Here is a 26,174-nt window from a genome sequence, read left to right on the forward strand (position 1 = left end):
GCTCCTACCTTCCGGTTCCGCCGTGCACGACGGCGATCTCGTCGCCGCCGAGGCCGAAGGCGGCGTGCAGCACGCGCACGGCCTCGTCGAGTTCGGAGTCCTTGGTCAGAACGGAGATACGGATCTCCGAGGTGCTGATGAGGTCGATGTTGATGCCCGCGTCGGCGAGCGCTTCACAGAACGTCGCGGTGACGCCGGGGTGCGACTTCATGCCGGCGCCGATGAGCGAGACCTTGCCGATGTGGTCGTCGTACAGCACCTTGGTGAAGCCGATCTCGCCCTGCAGCTTGGTCAGTTTCTCCACCGCGGTGGGTCCGTCGGCCTTGGGGCACGTGAACGTGATGTCGGTCTTGCCGGTGTCGATGCGCGAGACGTTCTGCAGCACCATGTCGATGTTGATCTCGGCGTCCGCGACGGCCCGGAAGACCTTGGCGGCGAAGCCCGGCTGATCGGACAGGCCGACGACCGTGACCTTCGCTTCGCTCCGGTCGTGCGCGACACCGGTCAGAATGGCTTCTTCCACTGGAATGTCCTCCATGGATCCGGACACGATGGTCCCTGGCTTGGTGGTGTACGACGAGCGGACGTGGACGGGAACGTTGTAGCGGCGGGCGTATTCCACGCACCGCAGCATCAGGACCTTGGCGCCGCACGCCGCCATCTCGAGCATCTCCTCGAAAGAAACCTTCTCGAGGTGACGGGCGTCGGGAACGATCCGTGGGTCGGCGGTGAAGATGCCGTCGACGTCGGTGTAGATCTCGCAGACGTCGGCGTTCAGTGCTGCCGCGAGCGCGACGGCGGTGGTGTCGGAGCCACCGCGCCCGAGCGTCGTCACGTCCTTGCTGTCCTGGCTGACGCCCTGGAAACCGGCGACGAGGACGATCGAGCCCTCGTCGAGTGCGTCGCGGACGCGCCCGGGCGTCACGTCGATGATCTTGGCGTTGCCGTGCACGCTGGTGGTGACGACGCCGGCCTGCGATCCCGTGAAGGACCGGGCCTCGGCGCCGAGGGAGTGGATGGCCATGGCGACGAGCGCGTTGGAGATGCGTTCGCCCGACGTGAGCAGCATGTCCATCTCCCGCGCGGGCGGCGCGGGGCACACCTGCTGCGCGAGGTCGAGCAGTTCGTCGGTGGTGTCTCCCATCGCGGAGACGACCACGACCACGTCGTGGCCCTTGCGCTTGGTCTCGACGATCCGTTCAGCGACGCGCCGGATCCGCTCGGCGGTCGCCACCGAGGATCCTCCGTACTTCTGAACGACGAGTGCCACGCTGGTGCTACCTCCCGAGTCGAGAACGTCCCGCTGGACATCCACTGGTGCGACGGGTGCCGCCGGAACGGTCAGCAGCCTACCGACCTGCGGGGGTCCGGGGGGAATCGCGTGCCTACCATCAGGTGGTGACAGCCCCGGACCCGTCCGCTCTACCGCCTCGTCCTCGGCGCCGACGACTCTTCGTCGCGGTGCCGTCGGTGGGGCCGCGCTGGCCCGGCGGCCTCCGCGCCGCGCTCGCGTTCGTTGTTCCGGCACTCGCGCTGCTCGCGCTCGGTTTTCCCACCGAGGCCCTGCTGACCGCGGCAGGCGGGTTCGCCGTCGTCTACGGCGAGGGCCGGCCGTTCCGGTCCCGCTGGTCGGTCGTCCTGTGGGCCGGTCTCGCGCTCGTGCTGTCCGCCACCGTCGGCGGCCTCGTGGGCCAGTACGGCGACCCGCGGAACTCCGTGGTGGGCGCCGTCCTCGTCGTCGTGGTGCTCACCGTCCTGGGCACCGTCGCGACCTTCGTGGTGGATGCGCTCCGTCTCGGACCGCCCGGTGCCTTCTTCTTCGTCCTGACCTGCGCGATCGCCACCATCGTCCCGCAGAGCGGGGTGACGGCGTGGGTCAACTCCGCCTGCGTCGCGCTCGGAGCGCTGTGGGCCCTGGTCGTGTCGATGGCACCGGCACTGCGCGACGCGTCGAAACCGGAACGCGACGCCGTGGCAGCCGCCGAGCGGAGCGTGACCGCTTTCGGTGAGGCGCGCACCGCGGGCGATCCCGCGGTCGGTGCCCGGCACCGCGCCGCCGTCGCGGTCGATCGCGCCTGGGCCGCGCTGCACGACGCCGGGATACCGGCTCGCCGGATCGACGATCCGCTGGTCCTGCGACTACGGGGAGTCCACTTCGACTTCGCGCGCATCATCGGGGACGCACCGCTCGATCCCGAGCACGCGTCGGACACCGTGCACGTCACGCCGGATCACACGCCCTCCGTCCCGATGTCGCGCCCGACGATCAGGTTCCGGCTGGTCCGGGCCCTGCACGTCGATTCCCACGCCACCACCACGGCGCTCCGCGTCTTTTGCGCATCCGCGGCCTCGGGCGCGATCGCCGTCGTCGCCGGGCTCGGGCGGCCCGACTGGGCTGTCATCGGTGCGGTCCTCGTGCTGCAACAGGGCCTCGACCGACCACGAGGTACCGTCCGCGCCCTGCACCGCCTGGTGGGCACGGCCGTCGGAGTGGTGCTCTTCGCCATCGTCTTCTCACTGTCACCGAGCGGGTTCGTGCTGGTCCTGCTGCTGATGGCACTGCAGTTCCTCATCGAACTGGTCATCGCTCGGAACTACGGCATCGCCGTCATGTTCATCACGCCCCTGGCGCTGCTCATCGGCGGCGCGTCCCATCTGGGTGCGCAGGCGTGGCCGCTCGCGACCGAACGTCTCGTCGAGACGTGCATCGGTGTGGTGTGCGCGCTGGCGTCGATGTGGGTGGTCGCTCGTCACGCTCATCGGCGGTGCCTGCTCTGGTGCGACGGGCGCGTTCTCGACGCCTGTCGCCGGACGGCGGATCTGCTGCGCACCGTGACACCCACCCATCCGGACGCCATGACCGCGCGGCGAGACGTGCAGTTCGAGCTCGTCGGGGCCGCCTTCGCCGCCGAGCACGCCGTCAGCGACGACCGGGAGTGGACGTCGGCGAGGTGGGAGTCGCACCTGCGAGTCGACGCGGCCGGGTACGACCTCCTGTCCGCCTGCTGGCGCACCGCAGACGGCGCCATGCTGGCGGAACCGGAGCGGTGGGCGGACGTGGCACAGCGCCCGTGAGACGTGCCGGTGTCGTCCGCGCGGGCGACGGAGTAGGGTGACCCGCATGTTCGGCGCCGGGTTCGCCCTCCTCCTTCGTCGCCGCGACGGGGTCTGATTCACAGACCGGCTCCCTGTCGCGGGTCTTTTCGGCGCCGGTCGTCCCCTTCCTCACAACGGAGATCATCGATGTCACCCGCCGACGCTTTCGTATCCGGCTCACGCACGGTCACTACCCCCACCAAGCCTGCGCCCGCCGATCAGCCCTCGTGGAACACCCAGAAGAACTCGTCGATGCCGACGTTCCGGTACCGGTCGTTCGCCGAGGAGGTCGAACCGCTCACCCTCCCCGACCGCACCTGGCCGGACAAGGTCATCGATCGCGCACCCCAGTGGTGCGCCGTGGACCTGCGTGACGGCAACCAGGCACTCATCGACCCGATGAGCCCCGCGCGCAAGCGCCGCATGTTCGAACTGCTGGTTCGTATGGGCTACAAGGAGATCGAGGTCGGTTTCCCGTCCGCGAGCCAGACCGACTTCGACTTCGTCCGCGAGATCATCGAGGACGGTGCGATTCCCGACGACGTCACCATCCAGGTGCTCACCCAGTGCCGGCCGGAACTGATCGAGCGCACGTTCGTCGCGTGCGAGGGCGCCCGCAGCGTCATCGTCCACTTCTACAACTCCACGTCGATCCTGCAGCGCCGCGTGGTCTTCCGCGCGGACCGCGACGCCATCGAGAGGATCGCGACCGACGGTGCCCGCAAGGTGCTCGAGGAGGCGACGAAGTTCCCCGACACGCACTGGCGCTACGAGTACTCGCCCGAGTCCTACACCGGCACGGAGCTCGAGTACGCCAAGAAGGTCTGTGACGCGGTCACCGAGATCATCGCTCCCACACCGGAGAACCCGATGATCCTGAACCTGCCCGCGACCGTCGAGATGGCGACCCCCAACGTCTACGCCGACTCCATCGAGTGGATGCACCGCAATCTCGAACGTCGCGACTCGATCGTGCTGAGCCTGCACCCGCACAACGACCGCGGGACCGGCGTCGCCGCAGCCGAACTGGGCTACCAGGCCGGCGCCGACCGCATCGAGGGTTGCCTCTTCGGCAACGGTGAGCGCACCGGCAACGTCTGCCTGGTCACGCTGGGCCTGAATCTCTTCACTCGCGGAGTCGACCCGCAGATCGACTTCTCCAACATCGACGAGATCCGGCGCACCGTCGAGTACTGCAACCAGCTGCCCGTCCACGAGCGCCACCCGTACGGCGGCGACCTGGTCTACACCGCGTTCTCCGGCAGCCACCAGGACGCCGTGAACAAGGGCCTCGACGCGATGAAAGTGTCTGCGGACGAACAGGATCAGGACGTCGACGACGTGCTGTGGCAGGTTCCGTACCTGCCCGTCGACCCCAAGGACGTCGGCCGCACGTACGAGGCCGTGATCCGCGTCAACTCGCAGTCCGGCAAGGGCGGCGTCGCTTACATCATGAAGTCGGACCACGGTCTGGTGCTGCCGCGCCGACTGCAGATCGAGTTCTCCTCGGCCGTGCAGCGCGTCACCGACGGCGAGGGCGGCGAAGTGTCGCCCAAGGCCATGTGGGACGTGTTCTCCGAGGAGTACCTGGCCCCGATCGTTCCCCTCGAGCGCATCCGGCAGCGCGTCACCGCGGCCGAGGAGGACGGCGGAATCGACTCGATCTCCGCGATCGTCAAGGTCGACGGCGCCGAGCAGGAGATCACGGGCGACGGCAACGGTCCACTCGCCGCCTTCGTCGACGCGCTGGGCTCCATCGGGTACGACGTCAGCGTCCTCGACTACTCCGAGCACGCCATGTCCGCCGGCGACGACGCCCAGGCCGCGGCCTACGTCGAGGCGGCCGTGCGGCTGCCCGGCGGCGGCGAGACCATCGTGTGGGGTGTCGGTATCGCCACCTCCATCACCACGGCATCACTGCGCGCCGTGGTCTCGGCCGTGAACCGGGCGGCACGATCCGGGGCGTAGCCCTCGTGCGCCTTCTGCGCATCCAGGGATACGCAAAAGGCGCACGGGTCACGCAGTGACCTCCGCGACCCGCGCCGCGAACGCGTCCACCACGGCCCGCACGGCCGGACGCTCCGCGGCGCGGGGTCGGGTCGCCAGGTCGTAGATGCGGGCCGCGCGCACCCCGGCCAACCGGCGCTGCGTGACACCCGGGTGCGTCGAGGCGTGGCGCGGCATCAGCGCGATCCCGTGGCCGTGGGCCACCAGCTCCTCCATGAGCCGGAAGTCGTTGATCCGCAGATTCACTCGCGGCGCCACCCCGGTGACCGTCGCGATGGAGAGCAGCACGTCGTCCACCGGGAACCCTCCGCGGACACTGATCCACCGCTCGTCCGCCAGATCCTCGATGTCGACGGCATCACGCTCCGCCAGCGGGTGCCCCGGCGGCAGCACCAGGTCGATGGGCTCGCGCATCAGCGAACGCACCTCCACCCGCTCGGACGCGATGCTCGGTGCGCGCTCGTCCCGATGCGTCAGCACCACGTCGTAGTCCGCGAGCAACGCCGGCACGGCCGACGCGGGCACGTCCTCGTCCCGGGCGTCGACATCCACACCCGCCTCGGTGAGCCGGTCCAGAACCCCCGGCAGCAACAGTGCGGCGCCCGAGGGGAAGAGCGCCAGTCGAACGGTTCCGCGTGCGCTGCCGCGGTACGACGCCATCTCCTCCGACGCCCGGTCGAGGGCGGCGAGCACGTCGTCGGCGTGAGGAAGCAGCGCGCGTCCCGCCGCGGTGAGCCGCACGCGGCGCCCGTCGGGTTCGAGCAGGGCGACTCCCGCCTCCCTCGCCAACACCTTGAGCTGCTGCGACACCGCGGACGGTGTCATCGACAGCGCGTCGGCGGCCGCGGCGACCGTGCCGCGGTCCGCCAGCGCCCGCAGGACGCGCAACCGGTCGACATTCATGTAGCAACGCTACAGCTACTGGTCACCACAATTCGATTGTTCTTAGCAGTCGCACCCGGAACACTCGAGGTCATGACCACTCGCGACCGCCTGCTCGGACTGATCGTCGTGGTGGTCTGGGGACTGAACTTCCTCGCCATCCGCGCCGGGCTCGACCAGTTCCCGCCGTTCTTCTTCGCTGCGCTGCGGTTCGCGGTGATTGCCGTTCCGGTCGTCCTCTTCGTCCGCCGACCGACCGTGCCGGTGCGCTGGCTCCTGCTGTACGGCACGGGTTTCGGCCTGCTGCAGTTCGCGTTCCTCTTCGCCGCGATGAACGCCGGCATGCCCACCGGCCTGGCCTCGCTGGTACTCCAGTCGTCGGCGCCGTTCACCGTCGTTCTCGGCGCGCTGCTGCTGCGGGAGAAGGTCGGGCCGCGCCAGTGGATCGGGATCGGCATCGCCGTCGGGGGCATGATTCTCATCGGGTGGGATCGTGCCCACAACGCCACCCTCCTGCCCGTGCTGCTGACGCTGTTGGCAGGCCTCAGCTGGGCCTTCGGCAATCTCGGAAACCGACTGGCGACTCGAGCATCTCGACCGGCCTCCGGCGTTCCCGTCGAGCCGATGCGACTCATGCTGTGGATGACGGTGGTTCCCCCGCTGCCGATGTTCGCGTTGTCGGCCGTCGTCGAGGGTCCGACCACGGGATGGACCGCCATCGGCGACGTGGTGTCGGCCGGGCAGTTCTCCGGGTTGATCGGGCTCGCCTACATCGTGGTCATCGGCACGATCGCCGGCTCGGGACTGTGGACCGTCCTGATCAGCCGCTACCCCGCCGGCGTCGTCGCGCCGTTCTCGTTGCTGGTCCCGGTCGTCGGCATCGGTGCGTCCTGGCTCGTGCTCGACGAGACGCCGAGCGTCCTCTCCCTCGTCGGTGCGGCCGTCGTGATCGGCGGCTGCACGTGGGGTCTGAGCCACTCGCCGCGATCCGCGACGACCACACCGACCGAGCCCCGGATCGTGACTCCCCCGTCCGGAGCCACCGTCGGTTAGGGTCCCCTCACCATCACTGTGACGGAGGCTCGGCAAGCGTGTTCGGAAAAAGAAGTACTGTCCTGGCGACCCTGCTCGCCGCGACGGCCCTCGTGGCCTCGGCGTGTTCGACCGATGCGACAGCCGAGGACGCCGCGGACAGCACCCGGACCGTGACCCATGCGCGCGGGGACACGGAGGTGCCCTCGTCGCCGTTGCGAGTCGTCACTCTCGAACCCGTCCAGCTCGACACGAGTGTCGCGCTCGGCGTCGTTCCGGTGGGCACGTCGGTGCTGAGCGAGGCGACGGGGGTGCCCCCGTATCTGGGCGACGAGGCGTCGCGCATCGAGACCGTCGGCACCGTCGCGGAGCCTCGCGTCGAGGCCATCGCGGCTCTGCAGCCGGATCTGATCCTGGGAACGGAGACGCGCCACTCGGAGCTGTACGAGCGGTTGTCCGCGATCGCTCCGACGGTGTTCATGGCGTCGCAGAGCGACCCGTGGCAGGACAACGTCCGCCTCGTCGGGCGCGCCCTCGGACGTGACGCCGAGCCGTTGCTGGGCGAGTACGACGCGCGGTGCGACGAGATCGCCGACAGGTTCGACACCGCCGGGTCGACGGCGCAGCTCATCCGGCCACGCAACGAGGAGCTCACGCTCTACGGACCGCTGTCCTTCGCGGGCAGCACCCTCGAGTGCGCCGGGTTCACCACGCCGCCCCGCCCGGAGTGGTCGAACGAGATCAGTGTCGACGTCTCCCCCGAACTGGCGACGGAGGCCCGCGCCGATCTCGTGGTCGTGACGTCGGCGACACCGGACGATCCGGCGTCGATGCCCACGCCCGTCACGTCGAACACGACGGCGTTCCCGAATCCGCACCTCGTCGACCAGTCGTACTGGATCACCGGCGTGGGACCTCGCGGCGGACAGGCCGTGCTCGACGACATCGAACGGATCCTCGGGGCGTCCTGAGTTCCTTCCCGTGTGGGAGGATCGGACACCATGATCGACAGCAGCAGACGGCACCTCGGAGCCCGCGGACGCCTGGCACTGTCGGCGGCCTCCGCGGCCGCGTGGGCCTCGCAGAAGGCCGGTCGCGGCAAGGGATCGATGATCGGCGGTCTCGTCGCGCTGAAGATCGACCCGGCCCTCATGTCGCGCCTGGGGGCGAATCGACGCACGGCCGTCATCACCGGTACCAACGGCAAGTCGACCACCACCCGGATGACCGCGGCGGCGCTCGCGACACTGGGCGAGGTGGCGACGCAGGCCGACGGCGCCAACATGGACGCGGGCATCGTCGCCGCGCTGAACTCACGGCGCACCGCGCCGCTGGCGGCCCTCGAGGTCGACGAGCTGCACGTCCCGCACGTGTGCGACGCCGTGAACCCCGAGGTCCTGGTGTTGCTGAACCTCAGCCGCGATCAGCTCGACCGCGTCGGCGAGATCAACATGATCGAGCGCAAGCTCCGCGCGGGAATCGTCGCCCATCCCGACACCGTCGTCGTCGCCAACTGCGACGACGTGCTGATGACGTCCGCGGCGTACGACGCTCCGCGGACCGTGTGGGTGGCCGCCGGCGGCGGGTGGGTCGGCGACTCGGTCAGCTGCCCCCGCACCGGGGAACCCATCGAGTGGAACGGCACGCACTGGCGCAGCACAGGTCTGCTGGAGGGCGGGCGGGAGTTCTCGCGGCCGGAGCCGCAGTGGTGGCTCGACGACGAGAACCTGTACGGCCCGGACGGTCTCGTGCTTCCCATGAGTTTGACGCTGCCCGGCCGGGCCAACCGCGGAAACGCGGCGCAGGCCGTCGCTGCCGCGGTCACGATGGGCGCCGACCCCGCGCAGGCCGTCGCCGCGGTGTCCGCGGTCGACGAGGTGGCGGGCCGCTACAGCTCGATCCAGTACGGATCCCACACCGTGCGCATGCTGCTGGCCAAGAACCCCGCCGGATGGCAGGAAGCACTGTCGATGATCGACCCGGCCGCCGACGGCCTGGTGATCGCCGTCAACGGCCAGGTGCCCGACGGCGAGGACCTGTCGTGGCTGTGGGACGTGCGGTTCGAGCACTTCGAGAACACCACGGTGGTGGCGGCCGGTGAACGTGCGACCGACCTGGGAGTTCGCCTGACGTACGCCGGAGCCGACCACACCGTGGTGCCGAACCCGTTGCGGGCCATCGCCTCCTGCCCACCCGGGCGCGTGGAGGTCCTGGCGAACTACACGGCCTTCCGTGACCTCGGCCGGGCACTGGCGCGCGAGACCGCGAAGGAGGCACCCGGTGTCTGATTTCCGTATCGGGCTCGTCCTGCCCGACGTCATGGGCACGTACGGCGACAGCGGCAACGCGCTCGTCCTGCGCCAGCGCATGCTGATGCGCGGACTCGACGCCGAGATCGTGTCGATCACCCTCGCCGATCCGGTGCCCGAGTCCCTCGACGTCTACGTGCTCGGCGGAGCGGAGGACTCGGCGCAGCGACTCGCGACGAAGCACCTCGCGCGCTACCCCGGACTGCAGCGCGCCGCCGAGCGCGGTGCACCGGTGCTCGCCATCTGCGCGGCGATCCAGGTGCTGGGCGAGTGGTACGAGACGAGCTCCGGCGAACGCGTCGACGGTGTGTCGATGCTGAACGTCACCACGGCGCCGCAGGCGACGCGGTCCATCGGCGAGGTCATCACCCGCCCGGTGTCGGACCGCCTCACCCAGACACTCACCGGCTTCGAGAACCATCGCGGCGGAACCACTCTCGGCCCCGACGCGGCCCCGTTCGCCCGAGTGGAGCACGGCATCGGCAACGGAGTGGGCGACGGCAACGAGGGGGTCGTCCAGGGATCGGTCATCGGGACGTACATGCACGGGCCGGCGCTGGCACGGAACCCGGAGCTGGCCGACCACCTGCTCGAGACCGCTCTCGGACACCCGCTCGAGCCGTTGCACCTGGCCGACGTCGAGCAACTGCGCACCGAGCGTCTGCGCCGCTAGACCGAGACCGGATCCTCGGCCGGCCTCCGCGCCGCCCGGCGCATCAGGAGCTGGGCGATGAGCGGTGCCGCCACGAGCATCGAGACCAGCCGGATGAGCTGCACGCACGCCACGAACGTGACATCGGACCCGGTGGACGCGGACACCGCGAGCACTGCCGCCAACCCGCCGGGGGTCGTCGCCAGGTAGCCGGTGAGCAGGCTGGTCCCGGTCCACGCGGACAGCGCCCATCCGAGCAGCGCACAGATCACGCCGATGCCGAGCACCAGCGCGAACGCGTAGGGGAAGAGTCGACCGATCAGGCGCAGGCTCGACATCGTGAACGCCAGTCCCGCTTGCCATCCGATGACCAGGAACGCGAGTGGCAGCACGATCATGGGAACCTCGATGCCCACGGGCCAGCCCAGCAGCGCGCAGGCGCCGGACACCATCAGCGGACCCAGCGTGGCCGGTGCAGGAAGCCGCGCGAGCCGCCCCACCGCGATGCCGACGAGAACAGCGCCGAGCAGGAACAGCAGACCCACCCACCACGGCAGCGCATTCTCGTCGGGTGCGGCCGCCGCGACCGAGTGGGTGTCGGCGTGGAACACGAACGTGACCACCAGAGGCATGGTCACCACCACCAGTGCCACCCGCAGGTACTGCACCACCGCGACCACACGTTCGTCGCCGCCGAGCTCTCTCGCTGTCGCGACGAGACCGGTGGCCCCGCCCGCGATCAGCGCCAGCATCCCGGTGGCCGCGGTGACGTCCTTGTTCAGTGCGAGCAGTGCACCGCAGCCGGCGCTGACGACGAGCGTCGCGACCCCGATGGCGACCGCAGGAAACCAGTTGTCCCCCAGTGCACTCAGCGTCTCGACATCCACCATGAGACCGATGGTGACGGCCAACGTTCCCTGCGCCGCCATGGATCCCGCGCGCGGGACGGCGCGCGGTCCCACTCCGGTGAGGGCGAAGACCACCGCCACCACCAGTGCCGCGAACAACGACGGCGCCGTCAGGCCGACGGCGTCGAGGGCGAACCATCCGGCCACGGACACGGCTGTGAGCGCCACCCAGCGGGTGGCGCTCACAGCGACGGTACGAACTCCGCTCACGACTTGACGAGCAGCACCGGTACCGGTGTTTCGAGAAGCAGGCGCTGGACGGCCTGTCCCATCAGGAACTTGCCGACGGCCGACCGATGCCGCGACCCGACGACCAGCAACTCGGCGTCCGCCTTGTCGATGAGCGCGAGCAGTGTGGTGGTCGCGTCCGGATCGGGCTGGGCCGCAGCGAGAGTCCACTGCGCCTCGGACTCTCCGAGCGCGGCGAGCGACGCGCGGATCGAGTCCTCGACCGCGGTGGTCTCCTTCGCCTCCGAGGAGGGATCTGCGGATCCGGAGAAGGCGTGGAGGACGACCAGTTCGGTTCCTGCGGACCGGGCCTGCTGGACTGCCGATCCGAGTGCCTTGCGGCCTTCCTCGGAACTGTTGTGCACGACGGCGACACTCATGTCGGTGACTCCTCTCTCTCGTGGATGCTGATCAGCCGAAGGGGATCTGGCCGAGGAGAACACCCACGGCGAGCATGGTGAGGGACACGACGGTCGCGCGCCACAGAACCTTGCGGTGATGGTCGGCGAGCGAGACGCCGGCCAGGGTGACCAGCAGCAGGATGGCGGGAACCAGCGGACTCTGCAGGTGCACCGGCTGTCCGGTGATGGAGGCGCGGGCCATCTCGACCGGCTCGATGCCGTACTGGGCGGCGGTCTCGGTGAGGACCGGGAGGATGCCGAAGTAGAAGGCGTCGTTGGTCATGAAGAACGTCAACGGGATCGACAGGATTCCGGTGATGACGGCCAGGAACGGACCCATCGCGTCGGGGATGACGCCGAGGAGCCACTCGGCCATGGCCTCGACCATTCCGGTACCGGAGAACACGCCGGTGAGGACGGCAGCTGCGAGCACCATGGCGACGACGGAGACGATCGAGGCGGAGTGGCGTGCGATGGCCTCGCCCTGCTCCTTGACCTTCGGGAAGTTGAACGTGAGCGCGATGGAGGCGGCGATCATGAACAGCACCGGGATGGGGAGGATGTCCATGACCAGGATCACGAGCAGCGTGACGGTCAGGATCGCGTTGAACCACAGCAGCTTCGGACGCAGAGTGTCGCGGTTGGGGTCCAGGCCGTCGATGAACTGGCCGGCCTTGCCGTCGTTCTCGTCGTCGCCGGTGGTGATGTCGGCGCTTCCGGTACTGCGACGGGTCTTGCCGTTTCCGGTTCCGGTGCCGTCGGTGCCGACGCCGGCGCCCACCAGCTCCGTGTCGTAGATCAGCGAGCCGAGGCGGCGACGCTCCATGAGGCCGAGGTGGATCGAGAAGAGCAGCACGATGATCAGGCCGGCGATCATCGACGGGACCATCGGGATGAAGACGTCGGAGGGCGAGATGCCCAGTGCGGACGCGGCGCGAACGGTCGGGCCACCCCACGGGATGATGTTCATGGTGCCGTTGGCGAGGCCGGCGACGACCGTCAGGATGACCGGTGAGACACCGAGTTTCAGGTAGAGCGGCAGCAGCGCGGACGTCACGATGATGAACGTGGTGGAGCCGTCACCGTCGAGGGACACGACCATGGCGAGCACCGCGGTGCCGACGACCAGCTTCATCGGATCGTTGCGCACCAGGCGGAGGATGCCGCGCACCAGCGGGTCGAACAGACCCACGTCGATCATGATGCCGAAGAAGATGATCGCGAAGAACAGCAGCGCTGCCGTGGGGGCGAGCGACTTGATGCCGTCCGTGATCATGTCGCCGATGCCGAGCCCAGCGCCGGCGAACAGGCCGAAGATGACCGGGACCAGGATGAGGGCGACCACCGGGGTCGCTCGTTTGGTCAGGATCAGGAACATGAAAGCGGCAACCATGAGGAAGCCGAGTATCACCAACATGGTTACTACTCCTCGTTGTTCGAATAGTGCAGGGTTCGATCAGTGCAGGGTGTGTCGAGGCAGGCTGCGGGCACAGGTGTGGCGCAGTACGGAGGTGTGCGGCGTCAGCCGTCGGTGGGTGGATCGATGGTCGAGCGGACCAGGTCGGCCTGCTCGCGGAGGAACGACGCGAAGTCGTCTCCGGTGAGCAGCGCGTCCCGCCACCCGTTCTGCGCCAGGATCTCCTGCCAGAGCGGCGACCCGACCAGTGCTGTGACGTCGGCGATCAGGCGGTCGACGCGCTCCGGTGGCAGTCCCGGCGGGGCGAGGATGCCGCGCCAGTTGTCGAAGTCGAGGTCGACTCCCTGCTCCCGCAGAGTGGGCGCGTCGATGCCGTCGACGCGCTCGGAGCTCGAGACGGCGAGCGCCCGGACCGTACCGGACGCGATCTGGTCCAGATATTCGCTGACGCCGGTGGTGGCGACGTCGACCTCGCCGGTCAACAGGGCCGGCAGCAACTCGCCGCCGCCGTCGAAGACGCGGTACTCGGATGCTCGCGGGTCGACACCGACGGTGCGGGCGAGCTGGGTCCGGAACAACCCGTCCGGCCCACCCTCCGCGGAGCCGCCGGCGAACTGCAGAGCCGCGGGATCCTGTCGCCAGGCGTTCGTGAGATCGTCCAGAGTCCGCAGCGGGGATGCTGCCGGCACCAGGACGACCTCGGGTTCGGTGACGAGTCGGGCGATCGGGGTGACGTCCGCGATCTCGTGATCGGACGGGGTGGTGGACAGTGCGCCCACCAGACCCAGCCCCATCACCAGCAGGAGTCGATCGTTGCCCTGTTCGAGAGCGAGACGATTGAGTCCCACGACACCACCCGATCCGGGTAGTACGAGGACGTCGTCCACCACGACGCCCTCCGCGGCCCAACCTCGGGCCAGACTGCGAGCGGTCAGGTCGTAACCGCCACCGGCGACCGACGGAGCGATGACGCGAAGTCCCGGCTCCTCCGCCCCGGTCACCATGGCCGACACCCCCGCACTGCACGCGGTCGCCGTGCAGAGCACCGCGAGCAACGCTGCGAGAGCGCTGATGCGGAGGCGTCGGTTCATGGGCACGGTCTCACTGTGTCGGATCCTGTGACTGTGGTCACCCTTTGGTGCACAAACGGGATTGTGTTCATTGTGAGCGTCCGTAGCGCACGCAGATGCACGAATTCCGCGCTCGCCCGGCGGTACGGTTCACCTCGTGATCGGGCGGCGACTGCGCATCTTCGGAACACGCCGCACCCTCTCGTCGCAACTGCTCGCACTGCAGCTTCTCATCATCGTCGCGGTGCTCGTCGTCATCAGCGGGTTGTCGCTGGCCCAGGCGTCGGCGACCTTCCAGCGCGAACAGGGTCTGCGCGTCCAGTCGGCTGCCGAGAACCTCGCCGCGAGTCCCACCGTGCGACAACTGCTCGCCTCCGCCCAGCCCCGAATCCGCACGGCGCTGCAGGGTGCGGTCGAGTCGGTGCGGGCCGTCTCAGGTCTGGACTACGCGCAACTGACGGACCCCGACGGCATCATCGTCGTCGCGACCGACCCGTCGCGGGTGGGACAGGAATCGGCGGCCGAGGGAGCGGGCGCGCGGACGGGCCGATCCTGGACCGGTCTCGCCGAGACGAGCGCCAACACCGCGGTGTCCCCCGACGCGTCCGTGCAGTCACAGGTCCCGGTGCTCGATGCCGACGGCCGCATCGTCGGTGTGGCGATCGTCGGCCGCGAGTACCCGTCGGTGTGGGAGCGCCTCGCGCAGGCGACCCCGGACCTCGTCATCTACCTTGCCGTGGCCTCCGTTCTGGGCGCCGTCGGGTCGATCCTGCTGGCCCGACGCGTCAAGCGGCAGACCATGGGAATGGAGGCCGGGGAGATCGTCGACCTGGTGCGCCAGCGGCAGGCGATGCTCGAGGGCCTCAAGGAGGCCGTGGTGGCGCTGGATCCGTCGGGTCGGGTGGTCCTGCTGAGCCGCAGCGCACACGACATGCTCGGCCTCGACGAGGACGGTGTGGGCCGGCGGGTGGAGGAGCTCGGACTCGACGACCGGGTCCTCGACGTCCTGCGTCACCCGAGCGACGACGGCGACCAGCTCGTCCTCACCGGAGATCGCATCCTCGTCTTCAACACGGTGCCGATCGAGGCGTCCGGACGGAAGGTGGCCACGGTGACCACGTTCCGTGACCGCACCGAACTGAGCGAGGTCCAGAGCAAACTCGACATCAGCCGCACCAGCTCGACGGCACTGCGGGAGCACATCCACGAGTTCGACAACCAGCTGCACACCATCTCGGGACTGGTCCAGCTCGGTGAGTACGACGAGGTGGAGCGGTACGTCGACGGCATCACCGAGCATCGTGAGCGCCTCACGTCCACCGTGACCGACCGCATCGACGATCTCGGGGTCGCGGCGCTGCTCATCGCCAAGATCGGCGCCGCCGCGGCCCGCTCGGTGACCGTGGCACTCGACGACGCCTCACACCTCCCGCGACTCGACGACGATGCCTCCCGAGACCTCTGCACCGTCGTCGGCAACCTCGTCGACAACGCTGTGGACGCAGTCCTCGAGAATCAGGCCGTGGACGCAGTCCTCGAGGGGCAGTCGGTGGACGCGGTGGTGCGCGTCCGGATCGTCGCGGACGCGGACGGGATCGAGGTCGAGGTGGCCGACAACGGCCCCGGCATCGGCACGGAGGATGCCGATCGCGTGTTCGAGCAGGGGTGGAGCACGAAGGGGACGTCGCTCGACGGGCACGGTTTCGGCCTCGCCCTCGTGCGTGTCGTGTGCCGCCGACGCGGCGGTGAGGTCGGCGTGAGTGACAGAGTCGAGGACGGTAGGCGGTGGACGGTCTTCCGGGCCGTCACCGGATCCGGGGGGAGGACGCGATGACACTCAGGGTGCTGGTGGTGGACGACGACTTCATGGTCGCGCGGGTGCACACCGGTTTCGTCACCAAGGTGGCCGGATTCGAGGTGTGCGGGGTGGCGCACACGGCGCAGGAAGCGCTGGAGAAGGTGGAGTCCACCCGTCCCGATCTGGTGCTGCTGGACGTCCATCTGCCCGGCGTCACCGGGCTCGATCTCATCGGCCCGTTCCGGGAGATCATCCCCGACCTCGACGTCCTGGTGATCACCAGCGAGCGCGAGGCCGAATCGGTGCGCAAGGCACTGCGCGCGGGCGCCGTGCACTACCTGATCAAGCCGTTCAAGTTCCAGGCACTGCAGGAGCGCCTCGAGCACTACCGCCGCACACGGGAGTCGCTGGCCGCGATCGACGAGGCGGAGCAGGACGCCGTCGACAAGGCGTTCGGCGTGCGCGGGACCGCGACGCGGCTCCCCAAGGGCCTGAGCGCCGAGACGCTGGCCATGGTCGAGCACCAACTGCGGGAGAATCCCGGCGAGACCTCGGCGAGCACGATGGCCGAGAGGACCGGGATGTCGCGGTCGAGCGCTCGCCGCTACCTGGAGTACCTCAGCGACGTCGACCGGGTGACCGTCTCGCTCGACTACGGCAACGTGGGGCGACCCGAGCGCCTCTATCGGCTCGAGCGCTAATTCATCACGTTGCGGCCGGACAGCGCACGGCCCAACGTGAGCTCGTCCGCGAACTCGAGGTCGCCGCCCATGGGCAGTCCGGAGGCCAGCCGGGTGACGGACAGGCCGGGGAAATCACGCATCATGCGCAGCAGGTAGGTGGCCGTCGCCTCCCCCTCGGTGTTGGGGTCGGTCGCGATGATCACCTCGGAGACGTCGACGCCGTCCTCCTGATTGCCGATGCGGGTGAGCAACTCCCGGATGCGCAGCTGATCGGGACCGACCCCGCTCAGCGGATCCAACGCGCCGCCCAGCACGTGGTATCTGCCCTTGAACTCGCGGGTGCGCTCGACGGCCTGCACGTCCTTGGGTTCCTCGACGACGCAGATCTTCGTCCGATCACGGCGCGGGTCCGCACAGATGCGGCACAGTTCCTTGTCGGAGACGGTGCCGCAGACGATGCAGAACTGCACCCCGTCGCGGACGCGCTGCAACGCCTTCTGCAGACGGTCGATCTCGGGCGCCTCGACCCCCAACAGATGAAAGGCGATGCGCTGCGCGCTCTTCGGTCCGACACCGGGAAGTTTGCCCAGCTCGTCGATCAGATCCTGGACCGGACCTTCGTACACGCTTCTCGACCCGGTTCTAGAAGCCGGGCAGGCCGGGGAGTCCGCCGCCGCCCAGGCCGGCGAGGGGACCGAGCTTCTGCGACGCGACCTCACCCGCGGCGCGGGACGCGTCGGCGATCGCACCGATGATGAGGTCCTGCAGGGTCTCGACGTCGTCGGGATCCACGACCTTGGGGTCGATGGTCAGACCGACCACCTCGCCGCTGCCCTTCACCGTCGCCACGACGAGACCGTTGCCGGCGCGACCGGTGACCTCCGTCGCGGCGATCTCCGCCTGGGCTGCCATCAACTGCTGCTGCATCTGCTGGGCCTGCTGCAGCAGCTGGGACATGTCGGGCTGTTCACCGGGTTGCACGGCGGGTGTCCTTCCGAAGTGGTGACGAGATCGTGTCGGTCGAGCGTAGCCGCGTGCCTCACTCCACCTGGCGCGAGAGGTTCTGCAGGAGCTGCGCCTGAATCTTCTTCAGTCCGAGGGGCGCGAACGTCTTCTCGAAGAAGCCGCCGACACCGCCGGCGCCCGTCCACTCCGTGGTGGTGGTGACCGACGACCCGCTACCGCTCGGGGCGACGAGGTACGTGGTCACCATCGACGAGTTGGCGTCCTTCTCCGTGACGGTCGCGCCGGACACCGACACGGTCGCGAGCACGTTCCGCGAGCGCTTCTCGGTCGCCTGCAGGACCCAGCGAGCGACGGTGCCGTCGCCCTGCCCACCCTCGACGACCGCGAAGTCGCGGTACTGCTCGGGCAGGATGCGCGGACGCACCGTCTCGTAGTCGGACAGTGCCGCGAGGACCTTGTCGGGAGCCGCACTGATGGTGAGGGAACTGCTCGCGCTGACCTTGGCCATGACGGGGAGAACTCCTGATGTCGGGGTGGGACGGACGGTGACATTCATTGTTTCACGTCCACGCCCGGGCGAATCGAGCGCAACGATCGTGTGAAGTTTCCTCGTCGGGAGGCACCTTCCATAGCGTTGCGAACAACCTCCGTATAGCGTTCTCGCGTGGCTCAGACAGTCGATGCGGCGCTCGGGGGAGCGCGGGAACCCGGCGGGGGCGGCAACCGTCCGCACGAGATCGGACAAGCGGGACATCGGGCGGGTGTGGAACGGCTTCTGGCCAGTTACCGTGCCATTCCCCGGGACGCGACCGTCCGCCTGGTGAAGAAGACCTCCAACCTCTTCCGGGCCAGGCCGAAGAACTCCGCCCCTGGACTCGACGTCTCCGGGTTGGGAGGCGTCATCTCGGTCGACCCCGACGCCATGACCGCCGACGTGCAGGGAATGTGCACCTACGAGGACCTCGTCGACGCCACCCTGGCGTATGGGCTCGCTCCCCTGGTGGTGCCGCAGCTCAAGACGATCACGCTCGGCGGCGCGGTCACCGGCCTCGGCATCGAGTCGACGTCGTTCCGCAGCGGCCTTCCGCACGAGTCCGTCCTCGAGATCGACATTCTCGCCGGATCGGGTGACGTCGTCACGGCCACTCCCGACAACGAGTACAGCGACCTCTTCCGAGGTTTCCCCAACTCCTACGGCACCCTCGGCTACTCGTCACGGTTGCGCATCGAACTCGAGCCCGTCCTTCCCTACGTCGCCCTGCGCCACGTCCGGTTCCACGACCTCGAGTCGGTGCAGACGGTCATGGCGCGCATCGTCGCGGAGCGGCAGTACGAGGGTGACCGCGTCGACTACCTCGACGGGGTGGTGTTCTCCGGGACCGAGGCCTATCTGACCCTGGGCCGGCAGACCGACGAGCCGGGACCGGTGAGCGACTACACCGACTCGGCGATCTTCTACCGGTCCATCCAGCACGACGGCACCGCACCGCGAACGGACCGCCTGACGGTGCGCGACTACCTGTGGCGGTGGGACACCGACTGGTTCTGGTGCTCGCGCGCCTTCGGTGCGCAGAACCCGCGCATCCGACGTCTCTGGCCGAAGAAGTATCTGCGCAGCAGCTTCTACTGGAAGCTGATCGCGCTCGACCAGAAGTACGACATCGCCGACCGTCTCGAGAAGCGCAAGGGCAACCCGATCCGCGAGCGCGTCGTGCAGGACATCGAGGTGCCGATCGAGAACACGGCCGCGTTCGTCTCGTGGTTCCTCGACGAGATCCCGATCGAGCCGTTGTGGCTGTGTCCCTTGCGACTTCGCGAACCCGACGGGTACGCCGACGCGCAGGACTCCGACGCCGGAGTACGCGGGTGGCCCCTCTATCCGCTCGAACCTCACCGCACCTACGTCAACGTCGGCTTCTGGTCGTCGGTGCCCGTGGTCCCCGGTGAACCCGACGGGGCCGCCAACCGTCGGATCGAGAAGAAGGTGACCGAGTTCGACGGTCACAAGTCCCTCTACTCGGACTCGTTCTACGACAGGGCCGAGTTCGATGCCCTCTACGGCGGTGACGGTTACCGCCGACTCAAAGAGAAGTACGACCCCGATTCGCGGTTGTTGGATCTGTATTCGAAGGCGGTGCATCGTCGATGACGACATTCAAGGATCAACGGAACCCCGGCCTGTCCGGCGGTTCCCCCAAACTCTCCATCGCCGAGATTCTCGAGCAGTTCACCGAAGGTGATCTGCCCGTTCGATTCTCGGCGTACGACGGCAGTACGGCCGGTGCCGAAGATTCCGAGTACGGGCTCAGGCTCACCTCACCCCGCGGCACCACCTACCTCGCGACCGCCCCCGGCGACCTGGGCATGGCTCGCGCCTACGTCTCGGGCGATCTGGAGATCGAGGGCGCCCACCCGGGTGACCCGTACGACGTGCTCCGGATGCTGGGCGACGACCTGCACTTCAAACGTCCGTCCGCGCGCGCACTGGCGACCGTCACCCGGTCTCTCGGATGGGAGTTGCTGCGTCCCATCGCTCCCCCGCCCCAGGAATCTCTCCCACGTTGGCGTCGTATCGCCGAGGGGTTGCGGCACAGCAAGACTCGGGACGCCGAGAGCATCCACCACCACTACGACGTGTCGAACACGTTCTACGAGTACGTGCTCGGCCCGTCGATGACCTACACCTGCGCCGCCTACCCGACTCTCGAGGCGTCGCTCGAGGAGGCGCAGGAGAACAAGTACCGCCTGGTGTTCGAGAAGCTGAACCTGAAGGCGGGCGATCGACTGCTCGACATCGGCTGCGGCTGGGGTTCGATGGTGCGCTACGCGGCCCGCCGCGGCGTCCACGTCATCGGCGCCACGCTCTCGCGCGAGCAGGCAGAGTGGGCGCAGAACGCCATCGCCGCCGACGGTCTGAGCGATCTCGCGGAGGTGCGTCACAGCGACTACCGCGACATCGTCGAGGGCGACTTCGACGCCGTGTCGTCGATCGGCCTCACCGAGCACATCGGCGTCTCGAACTACCCGGCGTACTTCGAGTTCATCAAGGGAAAGCTGCGCCCGGGTGGCCGCGTCCTGAACCACTGCATCACCCGCCCGGACAACCGCTCGTCGGCGCGGGCCGGCGGCTTCATCGACCGCTACGTCTTCCCCGACGGCGAGCTGACGGGATCCGGCCGCATCATCACCGAGATGCAGGACGTGGGCCTCGAGGTGCGTCACGAGGAGAACCTGCGCGAGCACTACGCGATGACGCTCCGGGACTGGTGCCGCAACCTCGTCGACAACTGGGACGCCTGCGTCGCGGAGGTCGGTGAGGGCACCGCGCGCGTGTGGGGCCTCTACATGGCGGGCTCACGCCTGGGCTTCGAGCGCAACGTGGTCCAGCTGCACCAGGTGCTCGCCGTCAAGCTCGACGAGAACAACGACGCGGGTCTTCCGTTGCGGCCCTGGTGGATCGGCTGATCCACTGACACGGACGCCGTCTCGGGTGTCGAATCACGGGGACTGTCGACACCCGAGTGGGTGCGACTCCACGAGAGGACACCCGAGATGGCGGATCAGTCGCAGCCCGGACGTGCACGGCGGGACAACTGGAACAACCAGGTACGACGACACGCACTGATGAATCCCGCGGGCGTGGCGCTGCGCTTCGGCGGGACGACGCACACCTGGCGCGGCCTCTGCGATCGTGTCGACGCACTCGCCGGCGGGTTGTCCCACCGTGGCGTGACGGCCGGGGACCGGGTGCTGATCCTCATGCTCAACCGGCCCGAGTACATCGAATCGGTGCTCGCCATCAATGCCGTCGGTGCGATCGCCGTGCCCGTCAACTTTCGGATGAGCGCCCCGGAGATCACCTACCTCGCGCAGAACAGCGGCGCCGGCCTCATCGTCGTGGAGGACGCTCTGGCGCCGCTCGCCGCGGCGGTGGGCGTCGCGGACTCGATCGTGGTGGGCGGAGACGGGGACACCTACGAGGCTCTGATCCGCGAGGGCGCGCCCGCGCCGGACACCGACGTCCCGGACGACGCACCGGCTCTGATCATGTACACCTCGGGAACGACCGGCCGCCCCAAAGGTGCTGTGCTGTCCCATTCCAACATGCAGGCTCAGGCGCTGACCTGCATTCGCGCCCTGCAGATGTACGGAGTCGACGAGATCAACTTCTGTGCGTCACCGATGTTCCACATCGCCGCCCTGGGCAGCATCGCCCCCAGCCTCAAGCTCGGCATCCCGACCGTCGTCCACCCCGTCGGTGCGTTCGATCCGGCCGCGTTGCTCGACGTCCTCGAGGCCGAGGCGGTGACCACCCTGTTCCTCGTGCCGGTGCAGTGGCAGGCGGTCTGCTCGGAACAGGCGCGCCGCCCCAGGACGTTGTCGCTGCGAGTGATCTCGTGGGGTGCGGCGCCGGCGTCGGACACCGTCCTGCGGGCGATGTCGCAGACCTTCCCCGACGCCCTCACCGTGGCCGTCTTCGGTCAGACCGAGATGTCGCCGATCACCTGCGTCCTCGACGGCGGCGACGCACTCCGCAAACTCGGGTCCGTGGGACGCGTCGTCGCCACGGTGGAGGCTCGGGTCGTCGACGACGACATGGTCGACGTCCCGCGAGGTGACATCGGCGAGATCGTCTATCGCGGGCCGACGCTGATGCACGGGTACTGGGAGAACCCTGCCGCCACGTCGGACGCGTTCCACGGCGGCTGGTTCCATTCCGGCGACCTGGTGCGTCAGGACGAGGAGGGCTTCGTCTTCGTCGTCGACCGCAAGAAGGACATGATCATCTCCGGCGGCGAGAACATCTACTGCGCCGAGGTCGAGAACGTGCTGTTCTCCCACCCCCGAATCCTCGAAGCAGCAGTGATAGGCCGCCCGGACGACCGCTGGGGTGAGGTGCCCGTCGCCGTCGTCGCGCAGCGCGGCACCGACGAGCCGGACCTCACGCTTCCCGACCTCGTCGGCTGGCTGGACGGACGCCTCGCGCACTACAAGCACCCGCGCCACCTGGTGCTGGTGGAGGCGCTCCCCCGCAACGCCGGCGGCAAGGTCGTGAAGGTCGACCTGCGCAGGCGTTTCTCCGACTAGACCCGTCGGCGCCTGCTCACCACCACGATCGCCACTCCGACGATCAGGATGACGGGGCCGAGGATCGACCAGGTGGTCGTGTTGCTCATCGCACTGCCACCGATCACCCCGAATCCCTGGAGGCTGAACAGCAGGCCCATGACGGCGATCACGGCACCGATGACGGTGACAACGGGAGTCTTCACTTGTCGAACTTAGTCCCCTGATGCCGCGTCGGGCCCGTTCTCCTGACGAGACACATCGTCGCGACGGGACACACCACGGACGCCGCTCGACATGATGGACTGCTGTCCGTGACTTCTCTTCCCCGACGATTCTGTCCACCGGTCCTCGTCGCGTGCGTCGCACTCGCGTCGTCCGTCCTTCTCGTCCCTGCTCCCGCGTCCGCCGAGACGGCCGCGGGCACGGTGCTCTCCAGCACCGCGCTCGATCCCGCGCTGGCACCCGCCGGCGCCGCGGAGAGCTATGTGGTGCGCTACTCCACGCTGCGGACGGCCGAGCAGGCCGGGGAGTCGACGGGCACGGTGTTCGTGCCGACAGGCGATGCTCCCGCCGACGGATGGCCGGTCGTGTCCTACGCCCACGGCACCACCGGTGTCGCCGACTCGTGTGCACCGTCGGCGACGGGCACCGCGCAGTACGAGCGTCCGGCGATCGAGGCGTGGCTGGCCGCCGGCCACGCCGTGGTGGCCACCGACTATGCGGGCATGGGGACTCCGGGTGTGCACGCCTATCTGGACGGACCCGCCGCCGGTGCCAACGCGATCGACATCGTCCGCGCAGCACACACGATGCTCGGCGATCGGCTCTCGCCGGAATGGATCACCACCGGCTTGTCCCAGGGCGGCAACACGTCCTTCTTCACCGCCGCAGCGGCATCCACCCGCGCACCGGACCTCGACTTCCGCGGCGCCGTGTCCGTGGCCGGCCCGACGGGGCTCGACACCGTGCTCCCGCTGGTCGGTCCGGTTCTCCCGCCGGTCGTCCCCAGCGGCTTTCTCGGCTACGTCTTCTACACTCTCGCCGGACTGGCGGACCAGCGTCCGGAACTCGACGTCCGGCAGTACCTGACGCCGAAGGGCGTCGAGTATCTCGACGCTGCGACCACGCTGTGCGGCACCGAGTTCCGCGATTATCGGTCGGCGCACCCGGCCCAGTTCGGGGAGCTTCTCACGCGCCCGTTGACGCCGCTGGCCCCCGTGCTCGAGCAGATGCAGGCCGTCCCCGTCAGTGGCTACGACCGGCCGCTCCTCGTGACTCAGAGCCTCTCCGATCAGACAGTTCCGGCTCCGCTCACGTTCGTCCACACGGCCCGGATGACCGCTGCCGGTACGGACTTCCAGCTGGTCACCTTTCCGACGCCCGATCACATCGGCACCCTGATGGCCTCCATGCCCGCATCACTCGACTTCGCCGCGCGCGTCCTGAGCTGAGACGACGACAGCCCCACACCAGGAGGTGCGGGGCTGTCGTGTACTCGTGACTAGCGCAGAGACGCAGGCGGAGTGAACCGCTCGCCGTACTGCTTGGCCAGCTCCTCGGCACGGGCGACGAACGCCTCCTTGCCGATCGAGCCGTCCGCGGCCTCGTAGCCGACGACGTACTGGTGCACGCCACCGGTCCACGCCGGGAAGCCGATACCGAAGATCGAGCCGATGTTGGCGTCGGCCGTCGTGTTCAGCACGCCCTCGTCGAAGCACTTCTGCGTCTCGATCGCCTCGATGAAGAGCATGCGCTCCTTGAGGTCCTCGAACGACGACTCCGAGGTACCCGACTTGAAGGCGTCACGCAGACCCGACCAGAGGCCGGTGCGCTTGCCGTCGACGTACTCGTAGAAGCCGGCACCCTTGGCCTTCGACGGACGCTCGAACTCGTCGACCATCTTGTCGATGACCGCGCCCGCGGCATCCTCGGGAGGAGTTCCGCCGGCTGCGACGATCGCGTCGTAGGTCTCCTTGCGGATCTTCTGCATCAGCGTCAGCGTCAGCTCGTCGGAGAGCTGCAACGGCGGCGCCGGGTAGCCCGCCTGCAGACCGGCCTGCTCGATGGTCGCGGGCTCGACGCCCTCGCCCAGCATGGCGATGGCCTCGTTGATGAAGGTGCCGATCACGCGGGAGGTGAAGAAGCCACGGCTGTCGTTGACGACGATCGGAGTCTTCTTGATGGCCTGCACGAGGTCGAATGCCTTGGCCAGAGCGGCATCCGAGGTCTTGTCACCGCGGATGATCTCGACCAGCGGCATTTTGTCGACGGGCGAGAAGAAGTGGATTCCGATGAAGTCTTCCTGGCGCTTGACACCCGTCGCGAGACCGGTGATGGGCAGCGTCGAGGTGTTCGAGCCGAGCAGCGAATCGGGTGCGACGAGGTCCTCGATCTCCTGGAAGACCTTGTGCTTGAGGTCCTGCGACTCGAAGACCGCCTCGATGACGAGGTCTGCACCCTCGACGTCCTTCGGATCGGCAGTCGGGTGGATACGCGCCAGCAGCGCGTCCGACTTCTCCTGCGTGGTCTTGCCGCGTGAGAGCGCCTTGGCCTCGATGGCCTCGGAGTACGCCTTGCCCTTGTCTGCGGACGCCTGCTCGACGTCCTTGAGGACGACGTCGATTCCGGCCTTGGCACAGACGTAGGCGATGCCGGCGCCCATCATGCCGGCGCCGAGCACGGCGACCTTGGTGAACTGCGTCTGCTCGTAGCCGTCCGGGCGGGACTTGCCGGCATTGATCGCCTGCAGGTCGAAGAAGAACGCCTGGATCATGTTCTTCGACACCTGGCCGGTGACGAGCGACGTGAAGTAGCGCGACTCGATGGTGGACGCGTTGTCGAAGTCGACCTGCGCACCCTCCACCGCGGCGGACAGGATCGCGAGCGGTGCCGGCATCGGCGCGCCCTTGATCTGCTTGCGCAGGTTCGACGGGAACGCCGGAAGGATCTGCGCGAGCTTGGGATTGGACGGCGTGCCGCCGGGGATCTTGTAGCCCTTGACGTCCCAGGGGGCGACGCCGCCCTCGGGGTTGGCCTTGATCCATGCCTTCGCGGCGGGAACGAGTTCCTCGACGCTGCCGACGACCTCGTGCACCAGACCGAGCTCGAGCGCCTTGGCCGGGCGGAATCGCGTGCCCTGGGACAGCACCGACATGAAGCCGTTCTGGATACCCATCATGCGGGTGATGCGGGTGACGCCGCCGCCGCCGGGCAGCAGGCCCAGCGACACCTCGGGCAGGCCGAGCTGGACACCGGGAACGTCCGCGACGATGCGGTGGTGCGTCGCCAGCGTGATCTCCAGGCCGCCACCGAGTGCGGCGCCGTTGATCGCGGACACGACGGGCTTGCCGAGCGTCTCGAGCCGACGCAGCTGCGATTTGACCGTCTGCACCTCGTCGAAGATCTGCTGGGCGTCGGCGGGGCCGGCCTTGATCATGTTCTTGAGATCGCCACCGGCGAAGAAGGTCTTCTTCGCCGAGGTGACGACGACACCGGTGATGGAGTCCTTCTCGGCCTCGAGGCGGTCGACCGTGGCGCCCATCGAGGTCTTGTAGAGCTCGTTCATCGTGTTGGCGCCCTGGTTCGGGTCGTCCATCGTCAGGGTGACGATGCCGTCGGCATCCTGGTCCCACTGAATCATGTTGTCACTCATGCT

23 protein-coding genes are annotated in these 26,174 nt (G+C 68.5%); 12 read left to right on the forward strand and 11 right to left on the reverse strand.

The features are described 5' to 3' along the window. Positions 1–4: 4 nt before the first annotated feature. Positions 5–1,270 carry an aspartate kinase gene (locus tag J4E04_RS21405; RefSeq protein WP_027506651.1) on the reverse strand — a complete coding sequence of 422 codons (1,266 nt, stop codon included), beginning with the start codon at positions 1,268–1,270 and terminating at the stop codon, positions 5–7. 128 nt (positions 1,271–1,398) lie between these two features. On the opposite strand from J4E04_RS21405, the gene J4E04_RS21410 reads away from it, so the two are divergent. Next, the gene (locus tag J4E04_RS21410; RefSeq protein ID WP_490149589.1) at positions 1,399–3,075 is read left to right on the forward strand and encodes an FUSC family protein; all 1,677 of its coding nucleotides are present in this window, start codon (positions 1,399–1,401) and stop codon (positions 3,073–3,075) included. Between the two features lie 168 nt (positions 3,076–3,243). Further along, on the forward strand, positions 3,244–5,064 hold the full coding sequence (gene leuA / locus J4E04_RS21415) for a 2-isopropylmalate synthase (protein ID WP_490149590.1): 1,821 nt from the start codon (positions 3,244–3,246) through the stop codon (positions 5,062–5,064). Positions 5,065–5,112: 48 nt separating this feature from the next. Here the strand turns inward: leuA and J4E04_RS21420 are convergent, their stop codons facing one another. Further along, positions 5,113–6,006, reverse strand: a complete 894-nt coding sequence (locus J4E04_RS21420; RefSeq protein WP_222633309.1) for a LysR family transcriptional regulator — start codon at positions 6,004–6,006, stop codon at positions 5,113–5,115. A 72-nt stretch (positions 6,007–6,078) separates the two neighbouring features. On the opposite strand from J4E04_RS21420, the gene J4E04_RS21425 reads away from it, so the two are divergent. From J4E04_RS21425 to J4E04_RS21440, 4 genes are read left to right on the forward strand one after another with little or no spacing between them, the layout of a single operon-like run. Next, positions 6,079–7,038, forward strand: coding sequence for an EamA family transporter (locus J4E04_RS21425; protein ID WP_490149591.1), 960 nt, complete (start codon positions 6,079–6,081; stop codon positions 7,036–7,038). Positions 7,039–7,076: 38 nt separating this feature from the next. Continuing rightward, entirely contained in the window at positions 7,077–7,988 is a 912-nt protein-coding gene (locus J4E04_RS21430; protein ID WP_490149592.1) for an ABC transporter substrate-binding protein, read from the forward strand. 30 nt (positions 7,989–8,018) lie between these two features. Next, complete coding sequence (locus J4E04_RS21435; protein ID WP_027506645.1) at positions 8,019–9,305, forward strand: Mur ligase family protein; 1,287 nt, start codon at positions 8,019–8,021, stop codon at positions 9,303–9,305. Then, positions 9,298–9,999 carry a type 1 glutamine amidotransferase gene (locus J4E04_RS21440; RefSeq protein WP_204869628.1) on the forward strand — a complete coding sequence of 234 codons (702 nt, stop codon included), beginning with the start codon at positions 9,298–9,300 and terminating at the stop codon, positions 9,997–9,999. The genes J4E04_RS21435 and J4E04_RS21440 overlap by 8 nt, the downstream gene beginning before the upstream one ends. On the opposite strand, the gene J4E04_RS21445 is transcribed toward J4E04_RS21440, so the two are convergent. The 4 genes from J4E04_RS21445 to J4E04_RS21460 form a co-directional block, all read right to left on the reverse strand. Further along, positions 9,996–11,072: an AbrB family transcriptional regulator gene (locus J4E04_RS21445; protein WP_490149593.1), complete on the reverse strand. Its 1,077-nt coding sequence runs from the start codon at positions 11,070–11,072 to the stop codon at positions 9,996–9,998. The genes J4E04_RS21440 and J4E04_RS21445 overlap by 4 nt on opposite strands. Before the next feature lie 20 nt (positions 11,073–11,092). After that, the gene (locus J4E04_RS21450; protein ID WP_056443269.1) at positions 11,093–11,494 is read right to left on the reverse strand and encodes a universal stress protein; all 402 of its coding nucleotides are present in this window, start codon (positions 11,492–11,494) and stop codon (positions 11,093–11,095) included. 31 nt (positions 11,495–11,525) lie between these two features. Next, positions 11,526–12,932, reverse strand: coding sequence for a CitMHS family transporter (locus J4E04_RS21455; protein ID WP_027506641.1), 1,407 nt, complete (start codon positions 12,930–12,932; stop codon positions 11,526–11,528). Between the two features lie 104 nt (positions 12,933–13,036). Beyond that, positions 13,037–14,023, reverse strand: coding sequence for a Bug family tripartite tricarboxylate transporter substrate binding protein (locus J4E04_RS21460; RefSeq protein ID WP_328814003.1), 987 nt, complete (start codon positions 14,021–14,023; stop codon positions 13,037–13,039). A gap of 136 nt (positions 14,024–14,159) precedes the next feature. Between J4E04_RS21460 and J4E04_RS21465 the strand changes: the two genes are divergently transcribed. Together J4E04_RS21465 and J4E04_RS21470 are read left to right on the forward strand one after the other, a co-directional pair. Then, positions 14,160–15,836, forward strand: a complete 1,677-nt coding sequence (locus J4E04_RS21465; RefSeq protein WP_490149594.1) for a sensor histidine kinase — start codon at positions 14,160–14,162, stop codon at positions 15,834–15,836. Then, a complete protein-coding gene (locus tag J4E04_RS21470) occupies positions 15,833–16,501 on the forward strand; it encodes a response regulator (RefSeq protein WP_056444251.1) in 669 nt (222 codons plus the stop codon). Before J4E04_RS21465 ends, J4E04_RS21470 begins: the two co-directional genes overlap by 4 nt. Here the strand turns inward: J4E04_RS21470 and recR are convergent. From recR to J4E04_RS21485, 3 genes are read right to left on the reverse strand one after another with little or no spacing between them, the layout of a single operon-like run. Next, positions 16,498–17,109: a recombination mediator RecR gene (gene recR / locus J4E04_RS21475; protein ID WP_027506637.1), complete on the reverse strand. Its 612-nt coding sequence runs from the start codon at positions 17,107–17,109 to the stop codon at positions 16,498–16,500. The genes J4E04_RS21470 and recR overlap by 4 nt on opposite strands. A 16-nt stretch (positions 17,110–17,125) precedes the next feature. Then, positions 17,126–17,464 carry a YbaB/EbfC family nucleoid-associated protein gene (locus tag J4E04_RS21480; protein ID WP_204869622.1) on the reverse strand — a complete coding sequence of 113 codons (339 nt, stop codon included), beginning with the start codon at positions 17,462–17,464 and terminating at the stop codon, positions 17,126–17,128. Positions 17,465–17,522: 58 nt separating this feature from the next. Continuing rightward, positions 17,523–17,957: an SRPBCC family protein gene (locus J4E04_RS21485; protein WP_027506635.1), complete on the reverse strand. Its 435-nt coding sequence runs from the start codon at positions 17,955–17,957 to the stop codon at positions 17,523–17,525. A gap of 228 nt (positions 17,958–18,185) precedes the next feature. On the opposite strand from J4E04_RS21485, the gene J4E04_RS21490 reads away from it, so the two are divergent. The 3 genes from J4E04_RS21490 to fadD5 all read left to right on the forward strand — a co-directional run bounded on the left by J4E04_RS21490 (position 18,186) and on the right by fadD5 (position 22,537). Next, positions 18,186–19,598: an FAD-binding oxidoreductase gene (locus tag J4E04_RS21490; protein WP_490150592.1), complete on the forward strand. Its 1,413-nt coding sequence runs from the start codon at positions 18,186–18,188 to the stop codon at positions 19,596–19,598. Next, positions 19,595–20,914, forward strand: coding sequence for a class I SAM-dependent methyltransferase (locus J4E04_RS21495; RefSeq protein WP_027506633.1), 1,320 nt, complete (start codon positions 19,595–19,597; stop codon positions 20,912–20,914). Before J4E04_RS21490 ends, J4E04_RS21495 begins: the two co-directional genes overlap by 4 nt. Before the next feature lie 87 nt (positions 20,915–21,001). Beyond that, the gene (fadD5, locus tag J4E04_RS21500; protein WP_490149595.1) at positions 21,002–22,537 is read left to right on the forward strand and encodes a fatty-acid--CoA ligase FadD5; all 1,536 of its coding nucleotides are present in this window, start codon (positions 21,002–21,004) and stop codon (positions 22,535–22,537) included. Here fadD5 and J4E04_RS21505 read toward each other — a convergent pair. Next, positions 22,534–22,722 (reverse strand): hypothetical protein, encoded by a 189-nt coding sequence (locus tag J4E04_RS21505; protein WP_490150604.1) that lies wholly within the window; start codon positions 22,720–22,722, stop codon positions 22,534–22,536. The genes fadD5 and J4E04_RS21505 overlap by 4 nt on opposite strands. Before the next feature lie 108 nt (positions 22,723–22,830). On the opposite strand from J4E04_RS21505, the gene J4E04_RS21510 reads away from it, so the two are divergent. Beyond that, a complete protein-coding gene (locus tag J4E04_RS21510) occupies positions 22,831–23,970 on the forward strand; it encodes a lipase family protein (protein WP_328813827.1) in 1,140 nt (379 codons plus the stop codon). Positions 23,971–24,020: 50 nt separating this feature from the next. Here J4E04_RS21510 and J4E04_RS21515 read toward each other — a convergent pair whose 3' ends face one another. After that, complete coding sequence (locus J4E04_RS21515; RefSeq protein ID WP_490149596.1) at positions 24,021–26,171, reverse strand: 3-hydroxyacyl-CoA dehydrogenase NAD-binding domain-containing protein; 2,151 nt, start codon at positions 26,169–26,171, stop codon at positions 24,021–24,023. Between the last annotated feature and the right edge of the window lie 3 nt (positions 26,172–26,174).

This window comes from Rhodococcus sp. NFXS4 (assembly GCF_058139645.1).